The following is a 26,251-nucleotide window of genomic DNA, read 5'->3' on the forward strand; positions in this document are numbered from 1 at the left end:
CGGGTCGGGTGTTGGACCGGGTGCGCCGCCGCCGTCAGGCGCCGATCGCGTGCAGGCCGCCGTCCACGTGGACGATCTCGCCGGTGGTCTTGGGGAACCAGTCGGAGAGCAGGGCCACGACGCCGCGGCCGGCCGGCTCCGGGTCGGTCAGGTCCCACTTCAGCGGGGAACGGCTGTCCCAGGTGGCGGCCAGGTCGCCGAAGCCCGGGATGGACTTGGCGGCCATCGAGCCGATCGGGCCGGCCGAGACCAGGTTCACCCGGATGTTGCGGGAGCCGAGGTCACGGGCCATGTAGCGGGAGGTGGCCTCCAGCGCGGCCTTGGCCGGGCCCATCCAGTCGTACTTCGGCCAGGCGAACTGGGCGTCGAAGGTCAGGCCGACCACCGAGCCGCCGTCCTGCATCAGCGGCAGCAGCGCCGTGGTGAGCGACTTCAGCGAGAACGCCGAGACGTGCATGGCGGTCGCCACGGACTCCCACGGGGTGTTCAGGAAGTTGCCGCCCAGGGCGTCCTGCGGGGCGAAGCCGATCGAGTGGACGATGCCGTCCAGGCTCGGCAGGTGCTCGCGGACCTGGTCGGCGATGCCCGCCAGCTGCTCCTCGCTGGAGACGTCCAGCTCCAGCACCTTGACCGGCTTCGGCAGCTTCTTGGCGATGCGCTCGGTCAGGCTCGGCCGCGGGAACGCGGTGAGGATGATCTCGGCGCCCTGCTCCTGGGCGAGCTTCGCGGTGTGGAAGGCGATGGAGGACTCCATCAGCACACCGGTGATCAGGATCCGCTTGCCCTCAAGGATTCCACTCATGATCAGTGACCCATGCCCAATCCGCCGTCGACGGGAATGACGGCTCCGGTGATGTACGCGGCCTCGTCCGAACCGAGGAACCGCACGGTGGAGGCGACCTCGGCGGGCGCCGCGTAGCGGCCCAGCGGCACGCCCGAGACGATCTCCGCACGGCGCTCGTCGCTGAGCACCGCGGTCATGTCGGTGTCCACGAAGCCGGGGGCGACCACGTTGACGGTGATGTTGCGCGGGCCGAGCTCGCGCGCCAGCGACCGGGCGAACCCGACCAGGCCGGCCTTGGAGGCGGCGTAGTTGGCCTGACCCGGCGAGCCGGAGAGGCCGACCACCGAGGAGATCAGGACAACACGGCCCTTGCGCGCCCGCATCATCAGCTTGGAGGCGCGCTTGACCACCCGGAACGTGCCGGTCAGGTTGGTGTCCAGGACGGAGGTGAAGTCCTCCTCGGACATGCGCAGCAGCAGGGTGTCGTGGGTGATGCCCGCGTTCGCGACCAGCACCTCGACCGCGCCGTGCTTGGCCTCGACCTCGGTGAACGCCGCATCGACCTGCGCGGCGTCGGTGATGTCGCAGCGCACCGCGAGGACCTCGTACTTCTCCAGCGCCTCGGGTACCTCACCCGAGCGGCTGGTGATGGCGACCTTGTCGCCCGCCTCGGCGAAGGCCAGGGCGATCGCGAGGCCGATGCCCCGGTTTCCTCCGGTGACGAGAACCGAGCGGCTCAACGATCCACCTCTCTCCGTTGGATCCGCGTACGGCGAAACGCGCACGCAGTGTGACGGTATCGGTCGGCCCGGGGCGGCGACGAATCGGTCTCCCACAGCGCCTTACCGGCGGAACTGTCGCAATCCGACAATCCGCGTCCGAGGCGGCGGCCGGCCGCCTCCAGGTCGTTGTGCTGCCGCGGTCCCGCCGTTGTCGTGTCCGCTGTCGTATCCGCTGTCGTGATCCGCGGAACGGGAACAACAGGGACGGCCGGGAACAACACGGGCGGGCACGCCCGTTGCCCCGGTGGTGCGGGACAACCCGGGGCCGGCCGTACCGACTTCTGGACGGGCCCCGCCGTGCGGGGCCCGGCGCCCCGGCGACGAACGAAGGCAGAGCACGGATGAGCGAGGCACAGCCCGGTACCACCCGCCGGCGCGGACGACTGCTGGCACTGGCCGTCCTGGCGGCCGGCGCGGGAGCGGCCGCCTGGTCGCTGCGCGACCTGCCGGCGGCGTTCGGGCGGCGACCGGACGGCGACCGCGAGGAGCGGGTGCGCGACTCGCCGCAGTACCGCGACGGGGTCTTCCACAACGCGCCCTCCACGCTGGCCCGGGCCGGGTCCGCCCCCGACTTCGACCGGGACACCGCGCGCCGGATGCTGTTCCAGCGCGAGGGCCGGGTACCCGCCAACCCGGTCCCGACCGTCCGCCCGGCCGACGGGTCGCGCCCGGCCGCCGAGGGCGTGGAGATCACCTGGTACGGACACGCCTCCGCCCTGGTGGAGATCGAGGGCTCCCGGGTCCTGCTCGACCCGGTCTGGAGCGACCGCTGCTCCCCCGCCGCGCACATCGGCCCCAAGCGGCTGCACCCGGTGCCGGTGGAGCTGGAGGAACTGCCGCGGGTCGACGCGGTGCTGATCTCCCACGACCACTACGACCACCTGGACATGGCGACGGTCAAGCGTCTCGTCCGCAGCCAGTCCGCGCCGTTCGCGGTCCCGCTGGGCATCGGCGGCCACCTGCGCCGCTGGGGCGTCCCGGAGCACCGGATCATCGAACTGGACTGGGACGAGACCTGCACCCTCGGCGAACTGGTGCTCACCCTGACCTCCGCCCACCACTTCTCCGGCCGCGGCCTCACCCGCAACACCACCCTCTGGGGTTCCTGGGTGATCGCCGGGCCCACCCGCAAGGTCTTCTACACCGGGGACTCCGGCTACTTCGAGGGCTACGCGAAAATCGGCGACCAGCACGGCCCGTTCGACGCCGCCCTGGTGCAGATCGGCGCGTACGACGCGGCCTGGGCCGACATCCACATGACGCCCGAGGACGCCGTCCGTGCCCACCGCGACCTCGACGCGGGCCTGCTGGTGCCGGTCCACTGGTGCACCTTCAACCTGGGCCTGCACCCGTGGGCCGAGCCGGTCGAGCGGCTGCTCGTCGAGGCCAAGGCGCAGGCCGTCCCGCTGGCGGTGCCGCGCCCCGGCGAGCGGGTGGACGTCGACTGCCCGCCGGAGCTGGACGGCTGGTGGGAGAGCGTCTCCTGACGCACGGCCCGGAAGGTCCCCGCGGCGCCCGCCACCGGCGCGTGTCACCGGGGAAATGAGCTGGCCGAAACCCCATGGACGGGAAATGATTCGGTGCGGGCATCCCTGTGCGGGGGTGCCCGCACCGCCATCCCCCCGACCAGGGAGCCCGATTGACTCCGAAGCCCCCGACCAGCAGCGCCCGTGCCCCGCACGGGCGCGCCGTCGACGCGCTGTTCCTCGCCTACCCGCTGCGCACCCTCGCCGACGCGGCGCTCACCCGGGCCCGTGAACTCGGCGCCGCCCACGCCGACTTCCGTCTGGAGCGGGTCCGCAGCGCCTCCTGGCGGCTGCGCGACGCCCGCCCGGCCGGCACCTCCGACAGCGTCCAGCTGGGCTTCGCCGTCCGGGTGCTTCTGGACGGCGCCTGGGGCTTCGCCGCCGGGGTGGACCTCACCCCCGCCGCGGCGGCCGGGGTCGCCGAGCAGGCCGTCGCGGTGGCCCGGCTCTCCGGCGGGATCGGCCGCGCGGCAGGCTCGAAGGAGCTCGTCGAGCTGGCGGACGAACCGGTCCACCCGGACGTCACCTGGGTCTCCTCCTACGAGGTGAACCCCTTCGAGGTGCCGGACGCCGAGAAGACGGCCCTGCTCGCCGACTGGAGCTCCCGGCTGCTCGCCGCCGAGGGCGTCTCGCACGTCCAGGCCACGCTGCTGACGGTCCAGGAGAACAAGTTCTACGCGGACACCGCCGGCACCGTCACCACCCAGCAGCGGATCCGGTTGCACCCCACGGTCCAGGCCACCTCGGTCGACGAGCGCACCGGGGCCTTCGACTCGATGCGCACCCTGGCCCCGCCGGCCGGGCGCGGCTGGGAGTACCTGACGGGCACCGGCTGGGACTGGAACGCCGAGCTGGCCGAACTGCCCGTCCTGCTGGCCGAGAAGATGAAGGCGCCGAGCGTCGAAGCCGGCCGCTACGACCTGGTCGTCGACCCGTCCAACCTCTGGCTGACCATCCACGAGTCGATCGGCCACGCCACCGAACTGGACCGCGCGCTGGGCTACGAGGCCGCCTACGCCGGCACCTCCTTCGCCACCTTCGACCGGCTGGGGTCGCTCCGGTACGGCTCCGAACTGATGCACGTCACCGGCGACCGGACCGCCGAACACGGCCTCTCCACCATCGGCTACGACGACGAGGGCGTCGCCACCCAGTCCTGGGACCTGGTCCGGGACGGCATCCTGGTCGGCTACCAGCTCGACCGGAGCATGGCCAGACTGAAGGGCTTCGAGCGCTCCAACGGCTGCGCCTTCGCCGACTCCCCCGCCCATGTGCCGGTCCAGCGGATGGCCAACGTCTCGCTCCAGCCGGCCGCCGACGGCCCCGACACCCAGGGGCTGTTCGCGGGCGTGGAGAACGGCCTGTACATCGTCGGCGACCGTTCCTGGTCGATCGACATGCAGAGGTACAACTTCCAGTTCACCGGCCAGCGCGCGTACGCCATCAGGAACGGCGAACTCGCCGGCCAGGTCAAGGACTTCGCCTACCAGGCCACCACCACCGACTTCTGGGGCTCGATGGCGGCCGTCGGCGGCCCGCAGACCTACGTGCTCGGCGGCGCCTTCAACTGCGGCAAGGCGCAGCCCGGCCAGATCGCGGCGGTCAGCCACGGCTGCCCCTCGGCGCTGTTCCGCAACGTCAACGTGCTCAACACCCAGCAGGAGGCGGGTCACTGATGACCGCGACGCAACCCCACGAACTCGTCGAGCTGGCGCTCGGCCTCTCCCTCGCCGACGGCTGCGTGGTGATCGCCGACGAGGAGTCCACCGCCAACCTCCGCTGGGCCGGCAACGCGCTGACCACCAACGGCGTCACCCGGGGCCGCCGGCTCACCGTGATCGCCACGGTGGCCGGCGCCGAGGGCACCGCCTCCGGCGTGGTCTCCCGCGAGGCCGTCGCGCCGGACGAGGTGGAGAGCCTGGTCCGGGCCGCCGAGGAGGCCGCCCGCGCGGCCGGCCCGGCCGAGGACGCCCAGCCCCTGGTGGCCGACCGGCCGTCCTCGCCCGGCTTCACCGAACCGCCCGCCGAGACCTCGATCGAGGTGTTCGCGGCCTTCGCGCCCGCCCTCGGCGAGGCCTTCGCCCGGGCCGCCGCCCAGGGCGAGCTGCTGTACGGCTTCGCCCGGCACGAGATGGTCTCCAGCTACCTGGGCACCTCCACCGGCCTGCGGCTGCGCCACGACCAGCCCACCGGCATGGTCGAGCTGAACGCCAAGACCGCCGACCTCTCCGGCTCGGCCTGGGCGGGCACCGGCACCCGGGACTTCACCGACGTCGACGTCACCGAGCTGCACGCCCAGCTGACCAGGCGGCTCGCCTGGGGAGCCCGGAGGATCGACCTGCCGGCCGGCCGGTACGAGACCCTGCTGCCGCCCTCGGCGGTGGCCGACCTGCTGGTGTACATGAGCTGGTCCTCCGGCGGCCGGGACGCGGCCGAGGGCCGGACGGTCTTCTCCCGGCCCGGCGGGGGCACCCGGATCGGCGACAAGCTCGCCGGCCTGCCGCTGACGCTGCGCTCCGACCCGGCCGAACCGGGCCTGGAGACGGCGCCGTTCGTGCTGGCGCACTCCAGCGGCGGGGACTCCTCGGTCTTCGACAACGGCCTGGAGCTCACCGCCACCGAGTGGATCCGCGAGGGCGTGCTGACCGATCTGGTCACCACCCGGCACTCCGCCGCGCTGACCGGCCTGGCGCTGCGGCCGGCCGGGGACAACCTCGTCCTGGAGACCGCCGACCAGGCGTCCGCGCCGACCCTGGACGAGATGATCGCCCGCACCGAGCGCGGCCTGCTGCTCACCTGCCTCTGGTACATCCGCGAGGTGGATCCGGCGACGCTGCTGCTCACCGGCCTCACCCGGGACGGCGTGTACCTGGTGGAGAACGGCGAGGTCGTCGGCGCGGTGAACAACTTCCGGTTCAACGAGTCGCCGGTCGACCTGCTCGGCCGGATCACCGAGGTGGGCCGCACCGAGCGCTGCCTGCCGCGGGAGTGGAGCGACTGGTTCACCCGGGCCGCGATGCCGCCGGTGCGGGTCCCGGATTTCAACATGAGTTCGGTCAGCCAGGCGTCCTAGGGCGCCTGACCACGGGGGAAGGATCGAGAGAGTGGACGAGAAGCGCACGGTCAGGACCAGCAAGATGCTGTCGCGGATCCTGCGGCACGACCCCGGCCGGGTCGGGATCACCCTGGACGCGGCCGGCTGGGTCCGGGTGGACGTCCTGCTCGCCGCGCTGGCGGCGAAGGGGAACCGGCTGACCAGGGCCGAGCTGGACCACGTGGTGGAGACCAACAACAAGCGCCGGTTCGCCTACTCCGAGGACGGTCTCTCGATCCGCGCCAGTCAGGGGCACACGGTGGCGGTCGACCTCGGTCTGACCGCCACCGAGCCGCCGGCGGTGCTGTACCACGGCACCGCCACCCGGAGCCTCGACCCGATATTCCACGAGGGCCTGCGCCCGATGGCCCGGCAGGACGTCCACCTCTCGGCGGACACCGAAACGGCCACCAGGGTCGGCGCCCGGCACGGCCGCCCGGTGGTCCTGACCGTGGACGCGGCGGCGATGGCGGCGGCCGGCCACGAGTTCCGGGTCAGCGCCAACGGCGTCTGGCTCACCGCCGCGGTACCGCCCGAGTACCTCGGCCGGCTCCGCCAGGACGCGCCCCTCCGCCCCGGTCTCGTCGGCGGCCCCGGCGCGGCGTACCGTGAGGAGGCCGCGCGGCGAGACGCGCGGGTGCCTGGACGAGGACGGTAGGACATGGGCAAGAGCGCCGGCGATGGAGAGGTCTACCGGATCACGGGTGCGCGCAGCAGCCTCACCGAGGACGTCCGCGGGCGGCAGCGGCGCTATGTGGCCTCGATGCTGCTGCGCACCGTCTGCGTGCTGCTGGCGGTGGTCCTGTGGGACGTCCAGCGGGTGCTGGCGTTCGTCGCGCTGGCCGGCGCGGTCCTGCTGCCGTACTTCGCGGTGCTGATCGCCAACGCGGGCCGGGAGAAGGCGCCTGGACTGCCGAGCACCTTCGACGTGCCGGCCGGCACCCCGCTGATGCTCGGTCCCGGCGGTCAGGGTGGGGCGGGTGCGACGCATGGTACGCCCGGTGCGAAGGGCGATCCCACCGATTCTTCACAGGACTTGAGCTGACTGCCCGTTTTGCTCTGGTATCCAGCAATTGCCTTAGAGGAAAGCTCAAAAGAAGCTCAGATTAATCATGCAAGACCTCCCCTTAAGTCACCCCTACCGTGACATACTGCGTACGCGCTCCGCATCCCCCGTCGGAGCGACGGACCGACGCCGGGCGGCTCCCCCCGTGGCTGCCCGGCGTCGCCATGCCCGGATCCGGGTGGCGCCCCGCGTGGCGTACGGGCGGCCTCGGGCCGCGAACGGGGGCGTGCCGGGCGCGTGACAGACTGGCGGTACAGACGACCCGCCTACCGCTGAGGACGGCCCCGATGGACTCCCCGCAGACGCAGACGCCGGTCTGCTCCGCCAAGGGCTGCCGGGCGGACGCCCGCTGGGTGCTGGTCTGGAACAACCCCAAGCTGCACACCCCGGACCGCCGCAAGACCTGGCTGGCCTGCGAGGAGCACCGCGAGCACCTGTCCCAGTTCCTCGGTGTGCGCGGCTTCCTCAAGGAGGTCGTCGCCTTCGCCGACTGGACCCCCGAGAGCACCGGGAACACCGGGAACACCGGGGACGAGCAGGCCCGGCCCCTTCCGTAGGCACCCTGGGCCACGCCCTACCCGCCGATCGCCGACATCGGCCGATCGGGCTGGAGGAACTCGGGGTTGTCGATCCCGGCACCGGCCTTCTTGCCCCACATCGCCGCGCGCCACAGCGCCCCGATCTCGGCGTCGTCGGCGCCCGAGCGCAGGGCGGTCCGCAGATCCGTCTCCCCGGTCGCGAACAGGCAGTTGCGCACCTGGCCGTCGGCGGTCAGCCTGGTCCGGTCGCAGGCGCGGCAGAACGGGCGGGTGACGGAGGCGATCACGCCCACCCGGCCGGGGCCGCCGTCCACCAGCCAGCGCTCGGCGGGTGCCGCGCCCCGCCGGACCGAGGGCTCGGGGGTGAGCGCGAAGCGGGCGGCGAGCCGCTCCAGGATCTCCTCGGCGGTGACCATCGACGTGCGGTCCCAGCCGTGCTGCGCGTCCAGCGGCATCTGCTCGATGAACCGCAGCTCGTACCCGCGCTCCAGGCACCAGGCGAGCAGCTCCGGCGCCTCGTGGTCGTTGACCCCGCGCATCAGGACGGCGTTCAGCTTGACCGGCGCCAGCCCGGCGGTCTCGGCGGCGGCCAGCCCGTCCAGGACGTCCTGGTGCCGGTGGCGGCGGGTGAGGGTGTGGAAGGTGTCCGGGTCGAGGGTGTCGAGCGAGACGTTGACCCGGTCCAGCCCGGCGGTGCGCAGCGCCTCGGCGGTCCGGGCGAGGCCTATCCCGTTGGTGGTGAGGGAGAGTTCGGGGCGCGGTTCGAGCTCGGCGCAGGCGGCCACGACGGCGACCAGTCCGGGCCGCAGCAGCGGCTCGCCACCGGTGAAGCGGACCTCCCGGACGCCGAGGTCACGGACGGCGAGGGCGATCAGCCGGACGATCTCCTCGTCGGTGAGCAGGTCGGGCTTGGCCAGCCACTGCAGGCCCTCCTCGGGCATGCAGTAGGTGCAGCGCAGATTGCACCGGTCGGTGAGGGAGACCCGCAGGTCGACGGCGCGGCGGCCGAAGGTGTCGAGCAGCACGGCGGTCCCTTCCGGAGAATGCGGCCGGCCCGGCCACCGTCACGGCGGGGCCGGGCCAGCCTAGTCATCGCCCGGCTGTCAGTGGGCGCCCAGTCCGGTCAGCGACCGAACCTCCAGTTCAGCGTACTTCGCCGGATCGGCGCGTTCCTTCGAGAGGAGGGTGGCGACCCAGCCCGCCAGGAAGCCGACCGGGATGGAGACCAGGCCGGGGTTCTCCAGCGGGAACCAGTGGAAGTCGTGGTTCGGGAAGAGCGAGGTCTTGGCGCCGGAGACGACCGGCGAGAAGAGCACCAGCACCACCGAGGTGACCAGCCCGGCGTAGACCGAGCTGACCGCGCCGGTGGTGGTGAACCGCTTCCAGAACAGCGAGTAGAGCAGGGTGGGCAGGTTGGCCGAGGCGGCCACCGCGAACGCCAGGGCGACCAGCGCGGCGGTGTTGAGCTTGCCCGCGAAGAGACTGAGCACGATCGCGACCGCGCCGATCGCGACGGCGGCCCATTTGGCCGAGCGCACCTCCTCCTTCTCGCTGGCCCGGCCGCGCCGGATGACGTTGGCGTACAGGTCGTGCGCGAAGGAGGCCGAGGAGGCCAGGGTGAGTCCGGCGACCACCGCGAGGATGGTGGCGAACGCGACGGCGGAGATCACCGCCAGCAGGATCGCCCCGCCGGTGGAGCCCGCACCGCCGCCGAGTTGCTCGGCGAGCAGCGGGGCGGCGGTGTTGCCGGAGGACTTGGTGTCCTCGATCGCCTTGTGGCCGACCAGCGCGGCCGCGCCGAAGCCGAGCGCCAGGGTCATCAGGTAGAAGGCGCCGATGATGCCGATCGCCCAGAGCACCGACTTCCGGGCCGCCTTGGCGGTGGGCACCGTGTAGAAGCGGACCAGGATGTGCGGGAGTCCGGCGGTACCGAGCACCAGGGCGATCCCCAGGCTGATGAAGTCGAGCTTGCTGGTGCCGGTGGCGCCGTACTTCAGCCCCGGTTCGAGGAAGGCGGCTCCCTTGCCGCTGGCGTCGGCGGCGGCGCCCAGCAGCGCGGAGGGGTTGAAGTGGTACTTGGCGAGGACCAGCACGGTCATCAGCGCGGTGCCCGCGATCAGCAGCACGGCCTTGACGATCTGCACCCAGGTGGTGCCCTTCATCCCCCCTATCACCACGTAGATCACCATCAGTGCGCCGACGGCGACGACGGTCAGGCGCTTGGCGCCGTCCCCGCTGACGCCGAGCAGCAGCGCCACCAGCGTCCCCGCGCCGACCATCTGGGCCAGCAGGTAGAAGATCGACACCACGATGGTGGAGACCCCGGCGGCGGTGCGGACCGGCCGCTGCCGCATCCGGAAGGCGAGTACGTCGGCCATGGTGAAGCGGCCGGAGTTGCGCAGCGGTTCGGCGACCAGCAGCAGGGCGACCAGCCAGGCGACCAGGAAGCCGATCGAGTAGAGGAAGCCGTCGTAACCGGAGAGCGCGATGGCGCCGGCGATGCCGAGGAAGGACGCGGCGGACATGTAGTCGCCGGAGATGGCCAGACCGTTCTGGAAGCCGGTGAAGCCGCGGCCGCCGGCGTAGAAGTCGGCGGCGTCCTTGGTCTGCCGCCCGGCCCAGACGGTGATGCCGAGGGTGGCCAGCACGAAGAACCCGAAGAGGGTCATCGTCAGGCCGCGGTGCTCGGTGGCGGAGCTGGCGAGCAGGGTCATTCGGCGGCCTCCCGGGGGGCGTGGACCACGGCGCCCTGGGCTTCGCGGATCGCGGCGGCGGGCGGGTCGAGCCGCCGGTCCGCGTAGCGCGCGTACCAGGCCGCGATGGCGAAGGTGGTGACGAACTGCAGCAGCCCCAGCACCAGGGCGACGTTGATGTGCCCGACGACCCTGGTGCCCATCAGGCCGGGCGCGTAGCTGGAGAGCAGGATGTAGAGCAGGTACCAGAGGACGAATCCGATGGTGACGGGGAACGCGAAGCTCCGGAACGAGTGCCGCAGGGCACGGAACTCCCTGCTCTCATCGATGAGTTGGACTTCCGTAGGGACAGTGGTGATCGACGGCGATTCCACTCTGACTCCTCACTCCTTCGGCGTGGCGGTCGCACAGGTGGAACGAGCGGACGTGAGCGGAGTCACAGTCCGGCTGCGCGCCGCGCAATGCTAGGAGGGTCGCACCCGCCCCGGAAGGGTTTGACCGTGTTCAGCCGACCATTCACCCCCTCGTGCTGCCCAATTGGCCGAAAACCATCACTTCCGGGCATGCGAAAGGGCGGCACCGGCCTGCGGTGCCGCCCCTGGTGACGCCGGATCAGAAGGCGATCCGCACCTTGAGGGCGGAGCGGTCGTCCATCGCCCGGTAGCCGTCCGGGACGCCGTCCAGGTCCACCGTGCGGTCGAAGACCAGCCCGGGCTCGATGGCGCCGGAGAGAACGTCGGGCAGCAGCTCGGGGATGTAGGCGCGGGCGGGGGCGACACCGCCGTTGAGCGAAACGTTTCGGCCGAACATCTGACCGATGTCCACGCCCGCGCTGCCGCCGTGCGGCACACCGACGTAGCCGACCGCGCCGCCGTCCCGGGCGATCGAGACCGCGGTGCGCATCGACTCCTCGGTGCCGACGGCCTCCAGCACGGCGTGCGCGCCCTGGCCGCCGGTCAGCTCCTTGACCGCCTCGATCCCCGCCTCGCCGCGCTCGGCCACCACATCGGTCGCGCCGAAGCGGCGGGCCAGGTCGGTCCGGGCGGTGTGCCGGCCGAGCGCGATGATCCGGCCCGCACCGAGCCGGCGCGCGGCCAGCACGCCGCACAGGCCCACCGCACCGTCGCCGACCACCGCGGCGGTGGACCCCGGCCGCACCCTGGCCGAGACCGCCGCGTGGTGCCCGGTGGCCATCACGTCGGAGAGGGCGAGCAGGTTGGGCAGCAGCTTCTCGTCCGCCGCCGCCTCCCTGGGCAGCCCCACCAGCGTGCCGTCGGCGTACGGGACGCGCACCGCCTCGCCCTGACCGCCGTCCGAGCCGACCTGGCCCCAGAAGCCGCCGTGCGGACAGGAGGTCTGCAGACCCTCGCGGCAGAACTCGCAGGTGCCGTCCGACCAGACGAACGGGGCCACCACGAGGTCGCCCGGCCTGAAGCCGCGCACCTCGGACCCGGCGTCCTCGACCACGCCGAGGAACTCGTGCCCGATCCGCTGCCCGGCCGTCCGCGCGGCCACACCCCGGTACGCCCACAGGTCGCTGCCGCAGATGCAGGCGTTCACCACCCGAAGGACGACATCGGTGGGCTGCTGGATCACCGGGTCCGGTACGTCCTCGATCCGGATGTCGTTGGGGCCGTGGATCACGGTGGCGCGCATGAGGGTTCGTCCTTCGCAGAGGCCGTCGCCGGGGGTGGCGAACGACCGGGAGATATTCGACCGGATGTACGACGAATACGTCGACCACTCTATTCCGGCCCGTCCGCCACCTCATTTCGACCGGACCCGGCCCGGACGGCGCTTATTCTGTTTGACCATGCATGCGATCCAGCCCGAGACGTACGGCGCGCCGCGGACCGTCCCCGTCCCCGCCCAGCGCTCCGCCGCCCCCACCGAGGGCTTCGCGGTGGTCGACGTCGAGACCACCGGCCTCGGCCGCTCGGACCGTGTCATCTCGGCGGGCGTCTACCAGCTGGACCCCGACGGCGAGGTCACCGACCACTGGTACACCCTGGTCAACCCCGAGCGGGACCCGGGACCGGTCTGGATCCACGGCCTGACCGACGAGCTGCTCGCGGACGCCCCGACCTTCCCGCAGATCGCCGGGGCACTCGCCGAGCGGCTGCGCGGCCGGGTGCTGGTCGCCCACAACGCGCTCTTCGACTGGAACATGATCTCCCGCGAGTTCTCCCGGGCCGGCCTGCACGCCCCGGTGGACCAGCGGCTCTGCACCATGGTCCTCTCCCGCGACCTGCGGCTCCCGCTGCCCAACGGCAAACTGTCCTCGCTCGCCGCCTACTTCGGTGTCCAGCAGCGCCAGGCGCACAACGCCCTGGACGACGCCCGGGTGCTCGCCGAGGCCTTCCGCCCCAGCCTGCACCTGGCCCGCCAGGGGGGCGTCCCGCTGCCGCTGCAGGCCTGCGTGGCCGTCACCGACCTCGGCGAGGACGAGCCCGCGGCGCCCGGCCGCGCCTCCTGGACCGGCTCCTCGTACCGCCAGGCCAGGAAGCGCCCGCCGTGCCCGTACCCCAACCCGGGGCGCTGGGAGGACGGCAAGCCGCTGGTGCAGGGCATGCGGGTGGCGATCACCGGCGACACCGCCACCGACCGCGAGCTGCTGGAGGACCGCGCGGTGGAGGCCGGCCTGCACATCGCCACCTCGGTGAGCCGGCTCACCAGCCTGCTGGTCACCAACGAGCCCGGCAGCTGGAGCGGCAAGGCCCGCAGGGCCCGCGAGGTCGGCACCCCGGTGGTCACCGAGGACGCCTTCCTCCAGTTGCTGCGCGAGGTCGCTCCGCACCCCGGTGCGTGATCGCGCCGTGAGGTGGGCGTACCGTGCCCGTGTGTACCGTTTTCTGCTCTCCCGGCGCTGGCTGATCACCCTGCTGATCGCCCTGCTCCTGATCCCCGCCACGATCAGGCTGGGGTTCTGGCAGCTGCACCGCCACGAGGCGCGGGTGGACCGCAACGAGCTGATCACCCAGGCCCTCACCGACCGGCCGGTCCCGTTCGACACCCTGTCGGCGACGCCCGGTTTCACGGTGCCCAAGGACCTGACGTGGCGCGCGGTGACGGCCACCGGACAGTACGACCCGGCGCACGAGTTCGTGGTCCGCAAGCGGACCGACTCCAGCGGGGACAAGATCGGTTACTTCGTGATCACCCCGCTGGCGCTCGCCGACGGCAAGGGCACCGTCCTGGTCAACCGCGGCTGGGTGCCGTCCGGCGACTCCGCCACCGCCTACCCGCCGGTGCCGGCCGCGCCGGCCGGCGAGGTCGCCCTCACCGGCCGGCTGCGTGCCGACGAGACCGCGGCCGGCAGCGGTATCCGCGACCGGGCCGGCCTGCCCGACCGGCAGTTCAACCTGATCAGCACCGAGCAGCAGGCCAAGGAGACCGGTGCCACCCTCCTCGGCGGTTACCTGGAGCTCACCGACACCGCCCCGGCCCCCGGCGACCAGCCCCAGCTGCTGCCCGAGCCCAACCACTCCGACATCGGCCCGCACATGGCGTACGCGATCCAGTGGTGGCTGTTCACCGCGATGATCCCGGTCGGTCTCTGGGTGATCGTCCGCCGCGAGGCCAGGGATCGCGCCAAGGAGGCCGCCGAGGCCGAGGTGCCGCCGGTGGCCGTACCGGCCTGACCTCCGGCGGCCCCGCCGGAGCCCGCTCAGAGCACGTCGTCCAGCTCCCGCAGCAGCCGGGTCTTGGCCCGGGCACCGACCACGGACTTCACCGGCTGCCCGTCCCGGAACACCATCAGCGTCGGCATCGACAGCACCCCGTACGCCGCCTGCGTCTGCGGATTGCTGTCCACGTCCAGCTGGACCACGGTCATCCGGTGCCCCTCCTCGCGGGCCAGGTCGGCCAGCACCGGCGCCATCATCCGGCACGGCGGGCACCAGTCCGCCGTGAAGTCCACCAGCACCGGCCCCTCGGCCGCCAGCACCTCGGCCGCGAACGTCTCGTCCGTGACCGCCGGCACCCCTGTGATCTGCACCATCGTCTACGTCTCCTTCCAATCGGTCGCCAACTCGCAGAGCGGCGCCTGCCCGGCCCCGGCCGCCAGCTCGTCCCGGGCGAGCTCCGCCCGGGAGAACTGTTCGGCCACCTGCGCACGGACCTCCTGGAGCCGGGCGATGCACTCGTCCAGCTCGGCCAGCTTGCGCCGGTAGACCTCCAGCGAGGCCGGGCAGGAGTCCCCCTCCGGGTGACCGGCCTGCAGGCACTCCACGAACGGCCGGGTCTCCTCCAGCCCGAAGCCGAAGTCCTGGAGGGTGCGGATCTGCCGGAGCAGCCGCAGATCGTCCTCGCCGTAGGCGCGGTAGCCGTTGCCGGCCCGCCGGGCGGGCAACAGCCCGAGCTGCTCGTAGTACCGCAGGGCCCGGGTGGTCGTCCCCGCCCGCCTCGCCAGCTCGCCGATCCGCATGACCGCACCGCTCCTTCCGGCCGCCGTCCGAACGCCGCCGTCCGGACGCCGCCGTGAACGACGGTAGACCTTGACGCCGACGTCAAGGCCAGCCCCCGGGGTCACTCCCCCGGAACCCCGGCCCGGCGGGCCCCTACCCGCCCGCTGCCGCCACCCGGCAGGATGGGGGCATGGATCTTGGACTGAAGGACAGGGTGTACGTGGTCACCGGCGCCACCCGGGGCCTCGGCCTCGCGGCCGCCCGGGAGCTGGCCGCCGACGGTGCCCGGGTGCTGGTCAGCGGCCGGGGCAAGGAGTCGGTGGCGGCGGCAGTCGCCGAACTGGACGCGCTCGGCGGCCGGGGGGCCGCACACGGCCTGGTGGCCGACAACGCCGACCCGGCCACCGCCGCCCGGCTGGTGACGGAGGCCGCCGAGCACTTCGGCCGGCTGGACGGCGTACTGATCAGCGTCGGCGGCCCGCAGGCCGGCCCGGTCTCCACCGCCGCCGAGGAGGCCTGGCGCGACGCCTTCGAGTCGCTCTTCCTCGGCGCCCTGCGGATCGCCCGGGCGGCGGCCGACGCACTCGGCGCGGGCGGTGTGATCGGCTTCGTGCTCTCCAGCTCGGTCCGCCAGCCCATCCCCGGCCTCGGCATCTCCAACGGCCTGCGCCCCGGCCTGGCGATGGCCGCCAAGTCGCTCGCCGACGAGCTGGGGCCGCGCGGCATCCGGGTGGTCGGCCTGCTCCCGGCCCGGATCGACACCGACCGGGTCCGCGAACTCGACGCCCTCGGCGGCGACCCCGAGGCCGCCCGCACTCACCACAGCGCCGCCATCCCGCTCGGCCGGTACGGCACCCCGGAGGAGTTCGGCAAGGTCGCCGCCTTCCTGCTCTCCCCCGCCGCGTCCTACCTGACCGGCGTCATGGTCCCGGTCGACGGCGGCGCCCTGCGCGGCCTCTGACGTGACCGGAGGGGGCGGCCCACGCCACCCCCTCCGGTCACCGGACCCGCGGCTGTCTGCGCCGGCCTCGGCGGCGCGGCTCGGTGTGCTTCGCCCGCAGCACCCGGACGCGGAGGTCGGCCCGCAGCGCGGTCAGCCCGAGGCTGGCCGCGGCGTCGGCGCGCGGACCGGTGTCGAAGTGCTCGACCAGCGCCGCCGGGTCCCCGCCCGGGGTCAGCCGGACGGCGCCGCGCAGCCGCGGCCCACCCGGCGCACGCACCAGCCGGACGCCTGCCCGCTCGACCTCGGGGAGCACCACCGTGCCCGTCTCCAGCGCGTCCTCCAGCGCGTGGGTCCGCAGCCGCAGCCGCAGCCCGGGCGCGCCGGGCGTGGGGACGTCGATGCTCGCCGGGCCGCTGCGCCGCAGCTGGGCGAAGAGCCACCAGATCATGCCGGCCACCAGGACGGTCAGTCCGCCGATCACGGCGGGCCACCACCAGGAGGCGTCCACCCAGCGGGTCCGGGTGCGGACGCTGACCACCGGCTGGTCCGGCGAGGTGAGCGGCCACCACGACGGCGGATCCACCCCGAGCCGCCCGTACAGGTCGAGCCCGCCGGCCAGCACCAGCACCCCGACCGCCAGCAGCACCACCCCGGCCACTCCCAGCAGCACCCGGTTCACGGTGGACCGGCTCATCCGTCGGCTCCTCTCTCCGCCCGTACGCCGCTCATCCGCCCGCTCCGCGCGTTCCGGACCCCGGACGGTCCGCCCGGACGTCGAGCCGCAGCGGCCGGGCCAGGGTCACCCGCGCCAGCTCCTCCCGCAGCCGGGCCTGGACGAAGGCCGGATCGGCGGGACCCACCAGGGTGACCCGGACCCGGCGGCGGTTGATCCGGATCACGATGTGCTCGACACCCGGCAGCCCGGCGGCGCGGTCGGCCAGCAGATGGCCCACCCCGGCGCGGTCGATGGCGGCGGCGGTCTCACCGTGCGGCCGCAGCGCGAGCCAGCGGCGCAGGCCGGGCGCGAAGGCGAGCCAGAGCAGCCGACCGCCGAGCAGGGCGGCGGCTCCGGCACCGATCAGCACCCAGAGGTCGTCCAGGTGCCGGGTGGCCAGCTCGTCGGCGGTCTCGGCGCGCCACCGGAGGGCGGGGTGCCCGGTGCGGACGGCGACCACGTCGTAGAGCAGCGCCCCGGCGATCACCAGGACACCGGTGGCGACCAGCGCGGCGGCGGCCGTCCGCGCGGACCGCGGCCGGGGCACCCGGGCCGCGACGGTCCGTGGCTCGCTCGGCGCCCCGGTGGACGGCTCGGTGGGCGGCTCGGTGGGCGGCTCGGTGGGCGGGCCCGGCTCGGCCGCCCCCTCCGACGGTGTCCCGGGCGTCTGCTCGGTCATGCGCGGCCCCCGGTCACCAGCCGCTCGACGACCACCACCACCCCGGCCACCCTGGTCCCGGTCAGCCCGCCGACCTGCGCGGCGATCCGCTCGCGCACGGCCCGGGCGAGCGCCGCCAGGTCGGCGGGGAAGGGCAGTTCGACGGCGACCCGGACGGTGACGGTGCTGCCCGGCGTGGAGACGGACACCCTGGGCGGCCTGCCCCGCTCCGCCCGGCCGTGCCACGCCTCGGTGAGCGCCTCGCGAGCGGCCCGGGCGGCGATCCGGGCGTAGACGCGGTCGGCGACCCGCAGCCGGCCCCGGGCGCCGGGGTCACGGGGGGAGGTGGTCGCGAGGGCCGCCATCAGCGGCGCCGGTCGCGGCCGCGCAGCAGGTCGCCCAGGTCACCGAGCTCTATGTCGCCCTCCAGCAGTCGCCCGACCACGAAGCCGACCAGCCCGAGCGCGGCCACCAGCAGGAAGGCCGCGAACCCGCCGAAATATCCGGCGAAGCCCAGGGCCATACCCACCACCAGGCCGACGATGGCCAGGTTCATCCGCTCCTCCTCGTCCTCCGCCGCCGGCCGGGTCCGGCCGGTCGGGCTACTTCAGCTTGGGCCGCTGGCCGGAGGAGAGGGTCTCCTCTTCCTCCTCCTCGACGTCCGGTTCGTCGGGGAGATGGACGTCGTTGACGGCGATGTTGACCTCGACGACTTCGAGGCCGGTCATCCGCTCGACCGAGTCGATGATGTTCTCCCGTACCTGGCGGGCCAGTTCGGGGATGACCACGCCGTACTCGACGACCAGGGCGATGTCGATGGCGGTCTGCTTCTCGCCGACCTCGGCCTTGATGCCGCGTCCGATGCTGGACTTGCCGCCCGGCACCCGGTCGCGCATCGCGCCGAAGGTGCGGGAGAGACCCGAGCCGAGGGCGTGGATGCCGGAGACCTCGCGGGCGGCCATACCGGCGATCTTCTCCACCACGCCGACGGCCAGCGCGGTGCGTCCGCGCTCGCTCGCCGACCTCTTCCCCTCGGCGAGCGAGGAGGACGAGGAGGACGAGGCCGAGGAGGCGGCGGCGGAGGGGTTCTTGTGCAGCGTGGCGGGCGTCGGAGTGTCAGGCATGAGCGCTTCTCCCGTCGTACGGCCATAGCTATATCCCGAATCACTCCAACTCTGGCATTTCGCCACGATTCCCGCCCCCGGAACGGCGGCCGGCCGGCCCGGGGAACGCCGAGGGCCCGGCTCCCCGGGATCGCCCCCGGAGCCGGGCCCTGCCCGCGCGGTGGGCGTCAGTCGCCGAGGCCGGCCAGATCGCGCAGGCGACGGGCCTGCGCCACCCGTTCGGCCGAGCGCTGCTCGTCGTACGAGCGCCCGCCCGCGCCCTGGAGCAGGGCCTTGGTCTCGATGACGGCGTCCCGCGGCGCGGCCAGCAGCGCGGCGGCGAGATCACGGGCGGTGGCGTCCAGCTCGGCGGCGGGGACGGCCAGGTTGGCCAGCCCGGTGGCGGTCGCCTCCTCGGCGCCGACCCAGCGCCCGGTGGCGCAGATCTCCAGCGCCCTGGCGTAGCCGACCAGTTCGGTGAGCGGCTTGGTGCCGGCCAGGTCGGGGACGAGGCCGAGCGAGGTCTCCTTCATGGCGAACTGGACGTCGTCGGCGACCACTCGCAGGTCGCAGCCGAGGGCGAGCTGGAAGCCGGCGCCGACGGCGTGGCCCTGGACGGCAGCGATCGAGACCAGGTCGGGGCGGCGCCACCAGGTGAAGGCCTCCTGGTAGGAGGCGATGGTGTCGTCGAGGTCGCGGTCCGCGGCGGCGGCCAGCTGGAGGAAGGTGCGCTCGCCGGGGATGCCCTCGGGGGTGAACATCGCGCGGTCCAGGCCGGCGGAGAAGGAGACGCCCTCGGCGCGCAGCAGCACCACCCGGACCTGGCCGGGCAGCTGCCGGCCCACGGACGCCAGGGCGCGCCACATCGCGGGCGACTGGGCGTTACGCCGTTTGGGCTGACAGAGGGTGACGGTGGCGAGCGCGCCGTCGATCTCCAGACGGACGCCGTCCTGCTCCCAGCTCGGGGCCTGCGGGTCGGTGGCGGGGGCGGTCATGCGGGGACCTCCGGTGGCGAGGGACGTGGCTACCGGAGAGTAACAAAACTGGCGGCGCAGCGGCAGACGCCGGCGCGGAAAGATCGGGGCGCCGGGACGGACGCCACCGCGGACATGACGATCGGCGGCCGGTTCGCTGTGGCCGGGGGCGGGCGATCGATGCCGCCTCCCCGGTCGGCGCCCTGCCGCCGAGTCATCCGCTCATAGAATTGACGGACCGTCAGGAACCAGCCCCGGCAGTAGCTTTGTTCTTGCCACGCGTGGCACCACCGCGGCCCCGGAGGATCACTCCGGACTCGCTCAGCATCCGGTGCACGAAGCCGTACGAACGACCGGTCTCCTCCGCGAGAGCACGAATGCTCGCCCCGGAGTCGTACTTCTTCTTGAGATCGGCCGCGAGCTTCTCACGCGCGGCACCGGTCACCCGGCTGCCCTTTTTCAGAGTCTCGGCCACCCGTGCCTCCTCGTAGCGTTGCTCGGTCAGATTCCCATGATCACCCATCCACAGCGTCCTGGCCACCCATTCGACAAGGTCGATGTCGGGAATGCGCGGTCCGTCGGTGGTGATCCGAGCGCACAAGGGCGCTCACGCAGAGTGCACGCCCCCGGGGCGATACCGCCGTCCGGAGCGAAACGGCTGATCAGCAGCGTCGGCCCGACCACGATCGAGTGGCGGGCCGACAGGAGCTACTCAAACGGAATGCCGGACCTCTTCATTCCCGGACACGCCGTAAGGACTAGTTTTTCTGGTCCAAAAAGCGGAGGAGGTGTCTACCGCCGGTCAGGCGAGCGAGACCAGATCGGCGTACGCCGGGCTCCACAGGTCCTCCACACCGTCCGGCAGCAGGATGATCCGCTCCGGCTGGAGCGCGTCGACCGCGCCCTCGTCGTGGGTGACCAGCACGACCGCGCCGCTGAACTCGCGCAGCGCGCCGAGGATCTCCTCGCGGCTGGCCGGGTCGAGGTTGTTGGTGGGCTCGTCGAGCAGCAGCACATTGGCACTGGAGACCACCAGCGCGGCCAGCGCGAGCCGGGTCTTCTCACCGCCGGAGAGCACCCCGGCGGGCTTGTCGACGTCGTCGCCGGAGAACAGGAACGAACCGAGGATCTTGCGGATCTGCACCAGGTCCGTGTCCGGCGCCGAGGAGCGCATGTTCTCCAGCACCGTGCGGTCCGGGTCCAGGGTCTCGTGCTCCTGGGCGTAGTAGCCGATCTTCAGGCCGTGGCCCGGGACGACCTCGCCGGTGTCCGGCTTCTCCACCCCGGCCAGCATCCGCAGCAGGGTGGTCTTGCCGGCGCCGTTGAAGCCCAGCACGACGACCCGCGAACCGCGGTCGATCGCCAGGTCGACATCGGTGAAGATCTCCAGCGAGCCGTACGACTTGGACAGGCCGCTGGCGGTCAGCGGGGTCTTGCCGCAGGGCGCCGGGTCCGGGAAGCGCAGCTTGGCGACCTTGTCGTTCATCCGGACCTGCTCCAGCCCGGAGAGCAGCTTGTCCGCGCGGCGGGCCATGTTCTGCGCGGCCACCGTCTTGGTCGCCTTGGCGCGCATCTTGTCCGCCTGCGCGTTGAGGGTGGCGGCCTTCTTCTCGGCGTTGGCCCGCTCGCGCTTGCGGCGCTTCTCGTCGTCCTCGCGCTGCTGCTGGTACTGCTTCCAGCCCATGTTGTAGACGTCGATCGCGGAGCGGTTGGCGTCCAGGTAGAACACCTTGTTGACGACCGTCTCGACCAGGTCGACATCGTGCGAGATCACGATGAAGCCGCCCTTGTAGGTCTTCAGGAAGTCCCGCAGCCAGACGATCGAGTCGGCGTCGAGGTGGTTGGTGGGCTCGTCGAGCAGCAGCACGTCGGAGTCCGAGAAGAGGATCCGGGCCAGCTCGACGCGGCGGCGCTGGCCACCGGAGAGGGTGTGCAGCTGCTGGCCGAGGATGCGGTCCGGCAGGCCCAGGGCGGCGGCGATGGTCGCGGCCTCGGCCTCGGCGGCGTACCCGCCCTTGGTGAGGAACTCCGTCTCCAGGCGCGCGTACTTCTTCATCGCGTTCTCCTGGGTGGCGCCCTTGCCGTTCGCCATCCGGTCCTCGTTCTCGCGCATCTTCCGCAGCACGGTGTCCAGACCGCGCGCGGAGAGGATGCGGTCCTTGGCGAGGACGTCGAGGTCGCCGGTACGGGGATCCTGCGGGAGGTAGCCGACCTCGCCGGAGCGGGTGACCGCACCCGCGGCCGGCATGCCCTCGCCGGCCAGCACCTTGGTGAGGGTGGTCTTGCCGGCGCCGTTGCGCCCGACCAGACCGATCCGGTCGCCCGGGGCGACCTTGAAACTGGCGGACTCGATCAGGATCCGGGCACCGGCGCGCAGCTCAAGGGCGTTGACGGAAATCATGGCTGGGGACTACTCCTGGGACGTGGGCGGGCGCCTGGGCATGGCCCGGGGCCGGGCAGCGGGAAGGGGCTTCGTCGGTGATCGGCGGACCGCACGGGGGCGGCGCCGCTCGCCCGCTAGTGCCCGGAGAGAACAGCCATGACGGCAAGTCTACCGGGCCGCGCGAGACGGCCTCCGGGAATTACCGTGGCGGGGTACCGGGACCGGGGCCGGGCCCGGGTCTCCGGACGCGCCCTACGGCTGCGGATCACCCGCCGGGGCCGCGCAGGAACCCTCCGGGCGGACGGCGGCGAACGGCTCGGCCGGGCTGCCGCAGGCCGCCTCGGGGGCCGCCGCCTTGGTGTCGAACACCTTGGGGCCGACGATCGGGCCGTCCGAGATCAGCACCCGGCGGCCGTCCAGCGCCTTCAGCGACACCCCCGGGCCGGCGCTGAGCTGCCAGCCGGTGCTGTCCAGCCGGTAGCCGCTGACGCCGCCGGAGACCGGCTGACCGCCGCCGCCGCTGGTGCAGCTGCGCGGGACCAGCACCGCGTAGTCCGTCCCCACCGTGCGCGTCGGGTCGTAGACGCAGTTGCCGGGCGGCTTGGAGTTGTAGCGCAGGTCACCGTCGGCGTCGCGGAGGCCCATGGTCAGGTTGGGGGTGACCACGGCCACCCACGGCGAGGTCTCCTGGACGGTGTACAGCGCGGTGGCGGCCCGCTCCGCCGCGAGCTGCTTGCGCTGCTCGTCGGTGCGCTTGTCGGCGCCCGGCTCGCCCTCGCCGCGCAGCCAGTCCGCCAGCCCGGGCACGGCCCGGTGCCAGCGCACCTCGTGGTCACCGGGCCGGACCGAGGTGATCAGGCCGTCGTCCCAGAGCACCACGGCGTTCTCCCCCGCCATCGCCTGGTACAGCGCGGTGGCGCCCTCCCGGCGGTAGGACCAGGCGTGCTCCCCGGTGGCGCGGTTGTACGCCTCCAGGCCCGGGCCCACCCGCAGCTCCAGGTCGGCCGCGCCCGGCGACTGCGCGTTGACCGTGCTGGCGCTCGCGCCACCGGGCTCGGCCACCCGGTCCCCGAACGGCACCGGCTTGTTGGCATGCGCGGCAGCGCCCGCCACAAGGACCAGCAGCACCGCCAGGGCAGGGAGGATCGATCGGGGGGTGAGTACACGCAGCGGCTTCCAGGACACGGGCGGAGCGTACCTTTCTCCCCCCGCGCGAGTCAGCCGGGCATGGCCGTGCGCCCGTTCCGCGGACCGCTCGATGGCCGGATCGCACCCCTCGCCCGGTCCCACCCCCGACCTGCGCCGTCGGGCCCCGTCCGGTCGGGGCGCCAGCTCCGCGGGGCGCCCCGGTAGGGCCCCCAGGGCCGCCCGGACTGTTACAGAGGTGATACACGGCCCGCTGCGGCAGACGGCGTTCGAATATCGCCCACTTTAGGGTGACATTCGGCTTTTCCGACGCCCGTTGGGCCTACTGTCTGCGAGCGGGGGACCACGGTCCGTCCATCCCGCACCGCTCCGCGACGCCCGGAGGAAGACCCATGCGATTCGGCCGCCTGGCGCTGGCCGCCGCCTCCCTGCTGCTGCTGACCACGGCCAGTGTCCCGGCCGGGACCCCGCTCAGCCAGACCGAACGGCACACCCTCTCCTCGGACGCCATCCAGCCCCGCGGCGCCGCCACCCGCCCGGCCGTCCAGCGGGCCGGGCACGAGCCGCCGTTCGGGGCCTTCGTCGGTTCCTGGGACACCTACATCCCGCAGATCGACCACTTCGCGAAGTGGCTGAATGACGCCAATCTGCAGGTCGGCCACACCTATCTGGCCGGAAACAGCTGGGCGGACGTCGAGGGCGAGGCCATGGTCCTCGGCATGTGGTCGCAGTGGCGGCTGGCGGACCCGGCCCGGATACTCGTGCTCGGCGTGCCGATGCTGGTGCCCAGCGAGGCGAACGTGCCGGACGGCGAGGTGGCCAGGCTGCTCGGCCAGGGCGTGCAGGGTGACTTCGACGGCCACTTCCTCAAGCTCGCCCGCCGTCTGGTCGCGCTGGGCGGCGCCGACGCCGTGCTCACCCTCGGCTGGGAGATGAACGGCGTCACCTACACCCACCGCTGCAAGCCCGACCCGACCGCCTGGAAGGCGTACTGGCGGCGGATCGTCGGGGTGATGCGCTCGGTGCCCGGGCAGCGGTTCCGCTTCGACTTCACGCCCAACCGGGGGCTGGACGCCATCCCGTGGACCAGGTGCTACCCGGGCGACGACGTCGTGGACATCATCGGCATGGACAGCTACGACCAGCCGGCCGGCGCCACCTTCGACGACTACGTCCGCGAGCCGTACGGGCTGCAGGACCAGGTGGAGTTCGCCGCCAAGCGCGGCAAGCCCGTCTCGTACCCGGAGTGGGGGCTGTTCCGCAACGGGGACAACCCGGAGTTCGTGCAGCGGATGGTGGAGTGGATGCGCACCCATGACACCAGCTACCAGACGGTCACCGACTACTGTCCGCACGGGTTCTGGCAGTGCGACCGGAACCCGCGGTCCACCGCCCGGTTCCGGCAGCTGATGTCGGGCTCCGTGGGGGCGCCCGCCACGGCGCCCCCGAGCACCACCCCGGTGCCGGGCCCGCGCTGAGCGGGGCCCGGCACCGGGGGCGGCCCGGGCCGGCGGCCGGTTCAGCTCCGGCGATGCGCCACCAGCGCCTCCTTGAACCTCGGCAGGCGGGTGGTCAGCACCCGCACCACCGCCTGCCGGGCCCGGACCGAACCGGCCCTGACGGCGGCCGCCGGGGCCGGACCGCGCGGGCCGAACAGCAGCCGCTGGTTGGCCAGCTGGTCCGGCCGCCAGCGCTGCTTGTACGGCTCCTGGCCGCGCAGCAGGCTGAGCACCGGAACGCCCGCACCGACCGTCTCCTCCAGCGCCGCGCCGAACAGCAGCCCGGCGATGTCCAGCCGCTCGCGCAGCCGCGGGTGCGCGCCGTACAGGTAGAGGCCGCCGAAGGACGGGCAGAGCAGCAGCAGGTTCACCGCGACCAGCTCGTCGTCCAGCCAGTACTGGTGGACGGCGGCGCGGCCGGTGGCGACCAGGCCGGTGGTGGACTCGGTGAGGTGGCGGGCGAACCGCTCGGTCCGGTGCTCCGGGGTGACGCCGCGCTGCTGCCACTGCAGGAAGTGCAGCCGCAGCAGGGCGTCCAGCGCGTCGGGCACGTCCTCGGGCGGCGTCGGGCGGACCTCGACCCCGGCCTCGGCGATCTTGCGCAGCTTCACCCGGGTGCGCTGGGCGGTCTTGCCGGGCACCCGCTTGAGCAGCTGGTCCATCGGGACGGCCGGCAGGTACTGGCAGAGCGAGTCGGCGAACCGGCGCCGGCTGCCCCGCCACTGCTCGAACACCCGCTGCACCGCCGCCTCCGGGTGCACCTCGCGCAGCTCCAGGCTGTGCCAGGGGCGGGTGAGCGGCAGGGCCTCGGCGAACGCGGCGGCGGCGCGGTCGGCGCAGGCGTCGTCGAGCAGGATGTCGGTGAAGTCGATCAGGCCGTCGCCGAGCCCGGTCAGCCCGCCGAGCGGGCCGCCGCGCCGCCGGAAGGCGCCCGCGCCGACCAGCCGGCCGTCCTCGCGGACCAGGACGACCAGCAGCTCGCCGGGGCGGCCGTACTGGCGCCACCAGGAGCACTGCCAGGCGGCGGCCTGGAAGAAGGTGGCCGTCCGGCAGCGGCCGGCCAGGTCGTCCCACTCCTCGGCGAGGGTCTCCAGGGCGTCGTCCTCGCGGCGCAGCTCGCTGGTCCAGCGCGGGGTGCCGGTCTGGGCGGGCAGGCCGGTGGCGGCCACCGCCTCGGTGCTCATCGGGGGCTCCCGGCGGCGGTCTTCGGCTCGGCGGGGGCCTGGAGCGCGTAGACCCCGGGCTCGCCGGGTCCGTCCGGGTACGCCTGCGGTGCGGTCTGCGCGGCGCCGGTCCGGGGGCGCGGGGTGGTAACGGACCCGGGCACCGGCGGGGCGGCCGGCACCGGCTCGGCGGGCCGGGGACCGGGCTCGGCCCCGGGGCTGCGGCGGCGGGTCGCCAGCACCAGTGCGCCGATCAGCAGGCCGGCCGCGCCGCCGACCGCGACGTCCAGCCGGGCCGAGGGTGTGGTCGGCTTGCCCGGCTCGGCGGCCGGGGCCAGCGGGACCAGCCGGACGCCGGTCTCCTTGCTGTTGGCGTTGGCGAGGGCGACCAGGGAGCGGGCCACCGCGTCGGCGGTCTCGACGGCCTCCCGCGGCCTGGCCCCCGTCCCGGTGATCTCGATCACCGGGGCGTCCGGGGAGGTGGTCCCGTGCACCAGGGTCTCCAGCTCGGAGAGCCGGTGGCCGGTCTCGGCGGCGGCCGTGCCGAGCACCTGCGGCTGGCCGGCCAGCCGGCCGTACGCCTGGGCGAAGTTGACCGCGACGGCGTTCTCCCCGGGGTTCTGCGGCACCACGACCACATAGGAGTTGGCGGCGTACGACGGGTGCGCGACGGCGGCGTACCCGGCGCCGGCGGCGGCGCCCAGCGGCACCGCCAGGGCCACCGGCCACCAGCGAAGGGCCAGGGTGCGGACGCTTCGGCGCGATTCGGACATGGGG

At 73.3% G+C, this 26,251-nt stretch carries 29 protein-coding genes; 10 read left to right on the forward strand and 19 right to left on the reverse strand.

Annotated features, from left to right (window positions below):
• Positions 1-34: 34 nt before the first annotated feature.
• Positions 35-802, reverse strand: coding sequence for an enoyl-ACP reductase FabI (fabI, locus tag ACIQIB_RS12255; RefSeq protein WP_363607930.1), 768 nt, complete (start codon positions 800-802; stop codon positions 35-37).
• A gap of 2 nt (positions 803-804) precedes the next feature.
• Positions 805-1,524, reverse strand: coding sequence for a 3-oxoacyl-[acyl-carrier-protein] reductase (fabG, locus tag ACIQIB_RS12260; protein ID WP_363607931.1), 720 nt, complete (start codon positions 1,522-1,524; stop codon positions 805-807).
• Positions 1,525-1,907: 383 nt separating this feature from the next.
• On the opposite strand from fabG, the gene ACIQIB_RS12265 reads away from it, so the two are divergent.
• The 6 genes from ACIQIB_RS12265 (at position 1,908) to ACIQIB_RS12290 (ending at position 7,809) form a co-directional block, all read left to right on the forward strand.
• Positions 1,908-3,053, forward strand: a complete 1,146-nt coding sequence (locus ACIQIB_RS12265) for an MBL fold metallo-hydrolase (protein WP_363607932.1) — start codon at positions 1,908-1,910, stop codon at positions 3,051-3,053.
• A gap of 152 nt (positions 3,054-3,205) precedes the next feature.
• The gene (locus ACIQIB_RS12270) at positions 3,206-4,768 is read left to right on the forward strand and encodes a TldD/PmbA family protein (protein ID WP_400757752.1); all 1,563 of its coding nucleotides are present in this window, start codon (positions 3,206-3,208) and stop codon (positions 4,766-4,768) included.
• Complete coding sequence (locus ACIQIB_RS12275; protein ID WP_400757753.1) at positions 4,768-6,165, forward strand: metallopeptidase TldD-related protein; 1,398 nt, start codon at positions 4,768-4,770, stop codon at positions 6,163-6,165. Before ACIQIB_RS12270 ends, ACIQIB_RS12275 begins: the two co-directional genes overlap by 1 nt.
• Before the next feature lie 31 nt (positions 6,166-6,196).
• Complete coding sequence (locus tag ACIQIB_RS12280; protein ID WP_363607935.1) at positions 6,197-6,844, forward strand: RNA 2'-phosphotransferase; 648 nt, start codon at positions 6,197-6,199, stop codon at positions 6,842-6,844.
• Positions 6,845-6,847: 3 nt separating this feature from the next.
• Positions 6,848-7,231, forward strand: a complete 384-nt coding sequence (locus ACIQIB_RS12285; protein WP_363607936.1) for a DUF3099 domain-containing protein — start codon at positions 6,848-6,850, stop codon at positions 7,229-7,231.
• A gap of 308 nt (positions 7,232-7,539) precedes the next feature.
• The gene (locus ACIQIB_RS12290; RefSeq protein WP_400757754.1) at positions 7,540-7,809 is read left to right on the forward strand and encodes a hypothetical protein; all 270 of its coding nucleotides are present in this window, start codon (positions 7,540-7,542) and stop codon (positions 7,807-7,809) included.
• A gap of 17 nt (positions 7,810-7,826) precedes the next feature.
• On the opposite strand, the gene moaA is transcribed toward ACIQIB_RS12290, so the two are convergent.
• The 4 genes from moaA to ACIQIB_RS12310 all read right to left on the reverse strand — a co-directional run bounded on the left by moaA (position 7,827) and on the right by ACIQIB_RS12310 (position 12,140).
• A complete protein-coding gene (moaA, locus tag ACIQIB_RS12295; protein ID WP_363607938.1) occupies positions 7,827-8,816 on the reverse strand; it encodes a GTP 3',8-cyclase MoaA in 990 nt (329 codons plus the stop codon).
• Positions 8,817-8,894: 78 nt separating this feature from the next.
• Positions 8,895-10,505 (reverse strand): cation acetate symporter, encoded by a 1,611-nt coding sequence (locus ACIQIB_RS12300; protein ID WP_363607939.1) that lies wholly within the window; start codon positions 10,503-10,505, stop codon positions 8,895-8,897.
• Positions 10,502-10,858 (reverse strand): DUF485 domain-containing protein, encoded by a 357-nt coding sequence (locus ACIQIB_RS12305; RefSeq protein ID WP_400654014.1) that lies wholly within the window; start codon positions 10,856-10,858, stop codon positions 10,502-10,504. The genes ACIQIB_RS12300 and ACIQIB_RS12305 overlap by 4 nt, the downstream gene beginning before the upstream one ends.
• Positions 10,859-11,096: 238 nt before the next feature.
• Entirely contained in the window at positions 11,097-12,140 is a 1,044-nt protein-coding gene (locus tag ACIQIB_RS12310) for a zinc-dependent alcohol dehydrogenase family protein (RefSeq protein ID WP_400757755.1), read from the reverse strand.
• A 157-nt stretch (positions 12,141-12,297) separates the two neighbouring features.
• Here ACIQIB_RS12310 and ACIQIB_RS12315 point away from each other — a divergent pair, with 157 nt between their 5' ends.
• Together ACIQIB_RS12315 and ACIQIB_RS12320 are read left to right on the forward strand one after the other, a co-directional pair.
• Positions 12,298-13,293, forward strand: a complete 996-nt coding sequence (locus ACIQIB_RS12315; protein ID WP_363607942.1) for a DEDDh family exonuclease — start codon at positions 12,298-12,300, stop codon at positions 13,291-13,293.
• Positions 13,294-13,324: 31 nt separating this feature from the next.
• Positions 13,325-14,125 (forward strand): SURF1 family protein, encoded by an 801-nt coding sequence (locus ACIQIB_RS12320; RefSeq protein WP_363607943.1) that lies wholly within the window; start codon positions 13,325-13,327, stop codon positions 14,123-14,125.
• A 26-nt stretch (positions 14,126-14,151) separates the two neighbouring features.
• Here the strand turns inward: ACIQIB_RS12320 and trxA are convergent, their stop codons facing one another.
• Entirely contained in the window at positions 14,152-14,484 is a 333-nt protein-coding gene (gene trxA, locus ACIQIB_RS12325; protein ID WP_363607944.1) for a thioredoxin, read from the reverse strand.
• A gap of 3 nt (positions 14,485-14,487) precedes the next feature.
• Positions 14,488-14,910 carry a MerR family transcriptional regulator gene (locus ACIQIB_RS12330; protein WP_363607945.1) on the reverse strand — a complete coding sequence of 141 codons (423 nt, stop codon included), beginning with the start codon at positions 14,908-14,910 and terminating at the stop codon, positions 14,488-14,490.
• Between the two features lie 170 nt (positions 14,911-15,080).
• On the opposite strand from ACIQIB_RS12330, the gene ACIQIB_RS12335 reads away from it, so the two are divergent.
• The gene (locus tag ACIQIB_RS12335) at positions 15,081-15,851 is read left to right on the forward strand and encodes an SDR family oxidoreductase (RefSeq protein WP_363607946.1); all 771 of its coding nucleotides are present in this window, start codon (positions 15,081-15,083) and stop codon (positions 15,849-15,851) included.
• A gap of 37 nt (positions 15,852-15,888) precedes the next feature.
• On the opposite strand, the gene ACIQIB_RS12340 is transcribed toward ACIQIB_RS12335, so the two are convergent.
• The 9 genes from ACIQIB_RS12340 to ACIQIB_RS12380 all read right to left on the reverse strand — a co-directional run bounded on the left by ACIQIB_RS12340 (position 15,889) and on the right by ACIQIB_RS12380 (position 22,851).
• A complete protein-coding gene (locus ACIQIB_RS12340; protein ID WP_363607947.1) occupies positions 15,889-16,527 on the reverse strand; it encodes an alkaline shock response membrane anchor protein AmaP in 639 nt (212 codons plus the stop codon).
• A 31-nt stretch (positions 16,528-16,558) separates the two neighbouring features.
• Positions 16,559-17,227 carry a DUF6286 domain-containing protein gene (locus ACIQIB_RS12345; protein WP_400757756.1) on the reverse strand — a complete coding sequence of 223 codons (669 nt, stop codon included), beginning with the start codon at positions 17,225-17,227 and terminating at the stop codon, positions 16,559-16,561.
• Entirely contained in the window at positions 17,224-17,571 is a 348-nt protein-coding gene (locus tag ACIQIB_RS12350) for a hypothetical protein (protein ID WP_363607949.1), read from the reverse strand. Before ACIQIB_RS12350 ends, ACIQIB_RS12345 begins: the two co-directional genes overlap by 4 nt.
• Positions 17,571-17,762 (reverse strand): hypothetical protein, encoded by a 192-nt coding sequence (locus tag ACIQIB_RS12355; RefSeq protein WP_196951007.1) that lies wholly within the window; start codon positions 17,760-17,762, stop codon positions 17,571-17,573. Before ACIQIB_RS12355 ends, ACIQIB_RS12350 begins: the two co-directional genes overlap by 1 nt.
• A 46-nt stretch (positions 17,763-17,808) precedes the next feature.
• On the reverse strand, positions 17,809-18,330 hold the full coding sequence (locus ACIQIB_RS12360) for an Asp23/Gls24 family envelope stress response protein (RefSeq protein WP_363607950.1): 522 nt from the start codon (positions 18,328-18,330) through the stop codon (positions 17,809-17,811).
• A gap of 167 nt (positions 18,331-18,497) precedes the next feature.
• The gene (locus ACIQIB_RS12365) at positions 18,498-19,304 is read right to left on the reverse strand and encodes an enoyl-CoA hydratase/isomerase family protein (RefSeq protein ID WP_363607951.1); all 807 of its coding nucleotides are present in this window, start codon (positions 19,302-19,304) and stop codon (positions 18,498-18,500) included.
• A 220-nt stretch (positions 19,305-19,524) separates the two neighbouring features.
• A complete protein-coding gene (locus tag ACIQIB_RS12370) occupies positions 19,525-19,758 on the reverse strand; it encodes a helix-turn-helix domain-containing protein (protein WP_030059940.1) in 234 nt (77 codons plus the stop codon).
• Positions 19,759-20,085: 327 nt separating this feature from the next.
• Positions 20,086-21,684 carry an ABC-F family ATP-binding cassette domain-containing protein gene (locus tag ACIQIB_RS12375; RefSeq protein ID WP_400757757.1) on the reverse strand — a complete coding sequence of 533 codons (1,599 nt, stop codon included), beginning with the start codon at positions 21,682-21,684 and terminating at the stop codon, positions 20,086-20,088.
• Positions 21,685-21,918: 234 nt separating this feature from the next.
• Entirely contained in the window at positions 21,919-22,851 is a 933-nt protein-coding gene (locus ACIQIB_RS12380; protein ID WP_400757758.1) for a hypothetical protein, read from the reverse strand.
• Between the two features lie 353 nt (positions 22,852-23,204).
• On the opposite strand from ACIQIB_RS12380, the gene ACIQIB_RS12385 reads away from it, so the two are divergent.
• Entirely contained in the window at positions 23,205-24,290 is a 1,086-nt protein-coding gene (locus tag ACIQIB_RS12385; RefSeq protein ID WP_400757759.1) for a glycoside hydrolase family 26 protein, read from the forward strand.
• 41 nt (positions 24,291-24,331) lie between these two features.
• Here the strand turns inward: ACIQIB_RS12385 and ACIQIB_RS12390 are convergent, their stop codons facing one another.
• Together ACIQIB_RS12390 and ACIQIB_RS12395 are read right to left on the reverse strand one after the other, a co-directional pair.
• Positions 24,332-25,495, reverse strand: a complete 1,164-nt coding sequence (locus ACIQIB_RS12390; RefSeq protein WP_400757760.1) for a GNAT family N-acetyltransferase — start codon at positions 25,493-25,495, stop codon at positions 24,332-24,334.
• Positions 25,492-26,247 (reverse strand): hypothetical protein, encoded by a 756-nt coding sequence (locus ACIQIB_RS12395; protein ID WP_363607956.1) that lies wholly within the window; start codon positions 26,245-26,247, stop codon positions 25,492-25,494. Before ACIQIB_RS12395 ends, ACIQIB_RS12390 begins: the two co-directional genes overlap by 4 nt.
• Between the last annotated feature and the right edge of the window lie 4 nt (positions 26,248-26,251).

The organism is Kitasatospora sp. NPDC092286 (assembly GCF_044755565.1).
Taxonomy (GTDB): domain Bacteria; phylum Actinomycetota; class Actinomycetes; order Streptomycetales; family Streptomycetaceae; genus Kitasatospora.

Excerpts from the sequence above, each read along its gene's own strand:
- fabI (WP_363607930.1), bottom strand. The coding sequence starts at position 802 with ATGAGTGGAATCCTTGAGGGCAAGCGGATCCTGATCACCGGTGTGCTG.
- ACIQIB_RS12265 (WP_363607932.1), top strand. The coding sequence starts at position 1,908 with ATGAGCGAGGCACAGCCCGGTACCACCCGCCGGCGCGGACGACTGCTG.
- ACIQIB_RS12275 (WP_400757753.1), top strand. The coding sequence starts at position 4,768 with ATGACCGCGACGCAACCCCACGAACTCGTCGAGCTGGCGCTCGGCCTC.
- ACIQIB_RS12285 (WP_363607936.1), top strand. The coding sequence starts at position 6,848 with ATGGGCAAGAGCGCCGGCGATGGAGAGGTCTACCGGATCACGGGTGCG.
- ACIQIB_RS12290 (WP_400757754.1), top strand. The coding sequence starts at position 7,540 with ATGGACTCCCCGCAGACGCAGACGCCGGTCTGCTCCGCCAAGGGCTGC.
- ACIQIB_RS12300 (WP_363607939.1), bottom strand. The coding sequence starts at position 10,505 with ATGACCCTGCTCGCCAGCTCCGCCACCGAGCACCGCGGCCTGACGATG.
- ACIQIB_RS12310 (WP_400757755.1), bottom strand. The coding sequence starts at position 12,140 with ATGCGCGCCACCGTGATCCACGGCCCCAACGACATCCGGATCGAGGAC.
- ACIQIB_RS12315 (WP_363607942.1), top strand. The coding sequence starts at position 12,298 with ATGCATGCGATCCAGCCCGAGACGTACGGCGCGCCGCGGACCGTCCCC.
- trxA (WP_363607944.1), bottom strand. The coding sequence starts at position 14,484 with ATGGTGCAGATCACAGGGGTGCCGGCGGTCACGGACGAGACGTTCGCG.
- ACIQIB_RS12330 (WP_363607945.1), bottom strand. The coding sequence starts at position 14,910 with ATGCGGATCGGCGAGCTGGCGAGGCGGGCGGGGACGACCACCCGGGCC.
- ACIQIB_RS12335 (WP_363607946.1), top strand. The coding sequence starts at position 15,081 with ATGGATCTTGGACTGAAGGACAGGGTGTACGTGGTCACCGGCGCCACC.
- ACIQIB_RS12340 (WP_363607947.1), bottom strand. The coding sequence starts at position 16,527 with ATGAGCCGGTCCACCGTGAACCGGGTGCTGCTGGGAGTGGCCGGGGTG.
- ACIQIB_RS12345 (WP_400757756.1), bottom strand. The coding sequence starts at position 17,227 with ATGACCGAGCAGACGCCCGGGACACCGTCGGAGGGGGCGGCCGAGCCG.
- ACIQIB_RS12350 (WP_363607949.1), bottom strand. The coding sequence starts at position 17,571 with ATGGCGGCCCTCGCGACCACCTCCCCCCGTGACCCCGGCGCCCGGGGC.
- ACIQIB_RS12355 (WP_196951007.1), bottom strand. The coding sequence starts at position 17,762 with ATGAACCTGGCCATCGTCGGCCTGGTGGTGGGTATGGCCCTGGGCTTC.
- ACIQIB_RS12360 (WP_363607950.1), bottom strand. The coding sequence starts at position 18,330 with ATGCCTGACACTCCGACGCCCGCCACGCTGCACAAGAACCCCTCCGCC.
- ACIQIB_RS12365 (WP_363607951.1), bottom strand. The coding sequence starts at position 19,304 with ATGACCGCCCCCGCCACCGACCCGCAGGCCCCGAGCTGGGAGCAGGAC.
- ACIQIB_RS12375 (WP_400757757.1), bottom strand. The coding sequence starts at position 21,684 with ATGATTTCCGTCAACGCCCTTGAGCTGCGCGCCGGTGCCCGGATCCTG.
- ACIQIB_RS12385 (WP_400757759.1), top strand. The coding sequence starts at position 23,205 with ATGCGATTCGGCCGCCTGGCGCTGGCCGCCGCCTCCCTGCTGCTGCTG.
- ACIQIB_RS12390 (WP_400757760.1), bottom strand. The coding sequence starts at position 25,495 with ATGAGCACCGAGGCGGTGGCCGCCACCGGCCTGCCCGCCCAGACCGGC.
- ACIQIB_RS12395 (WP_363607956.1), bottom strand. The coding sequence starts at position 26,247 with ATGTCCGAATCGCGCCGAAGCGTCCGCACCCTGGCCCTTCGCTGGTGG.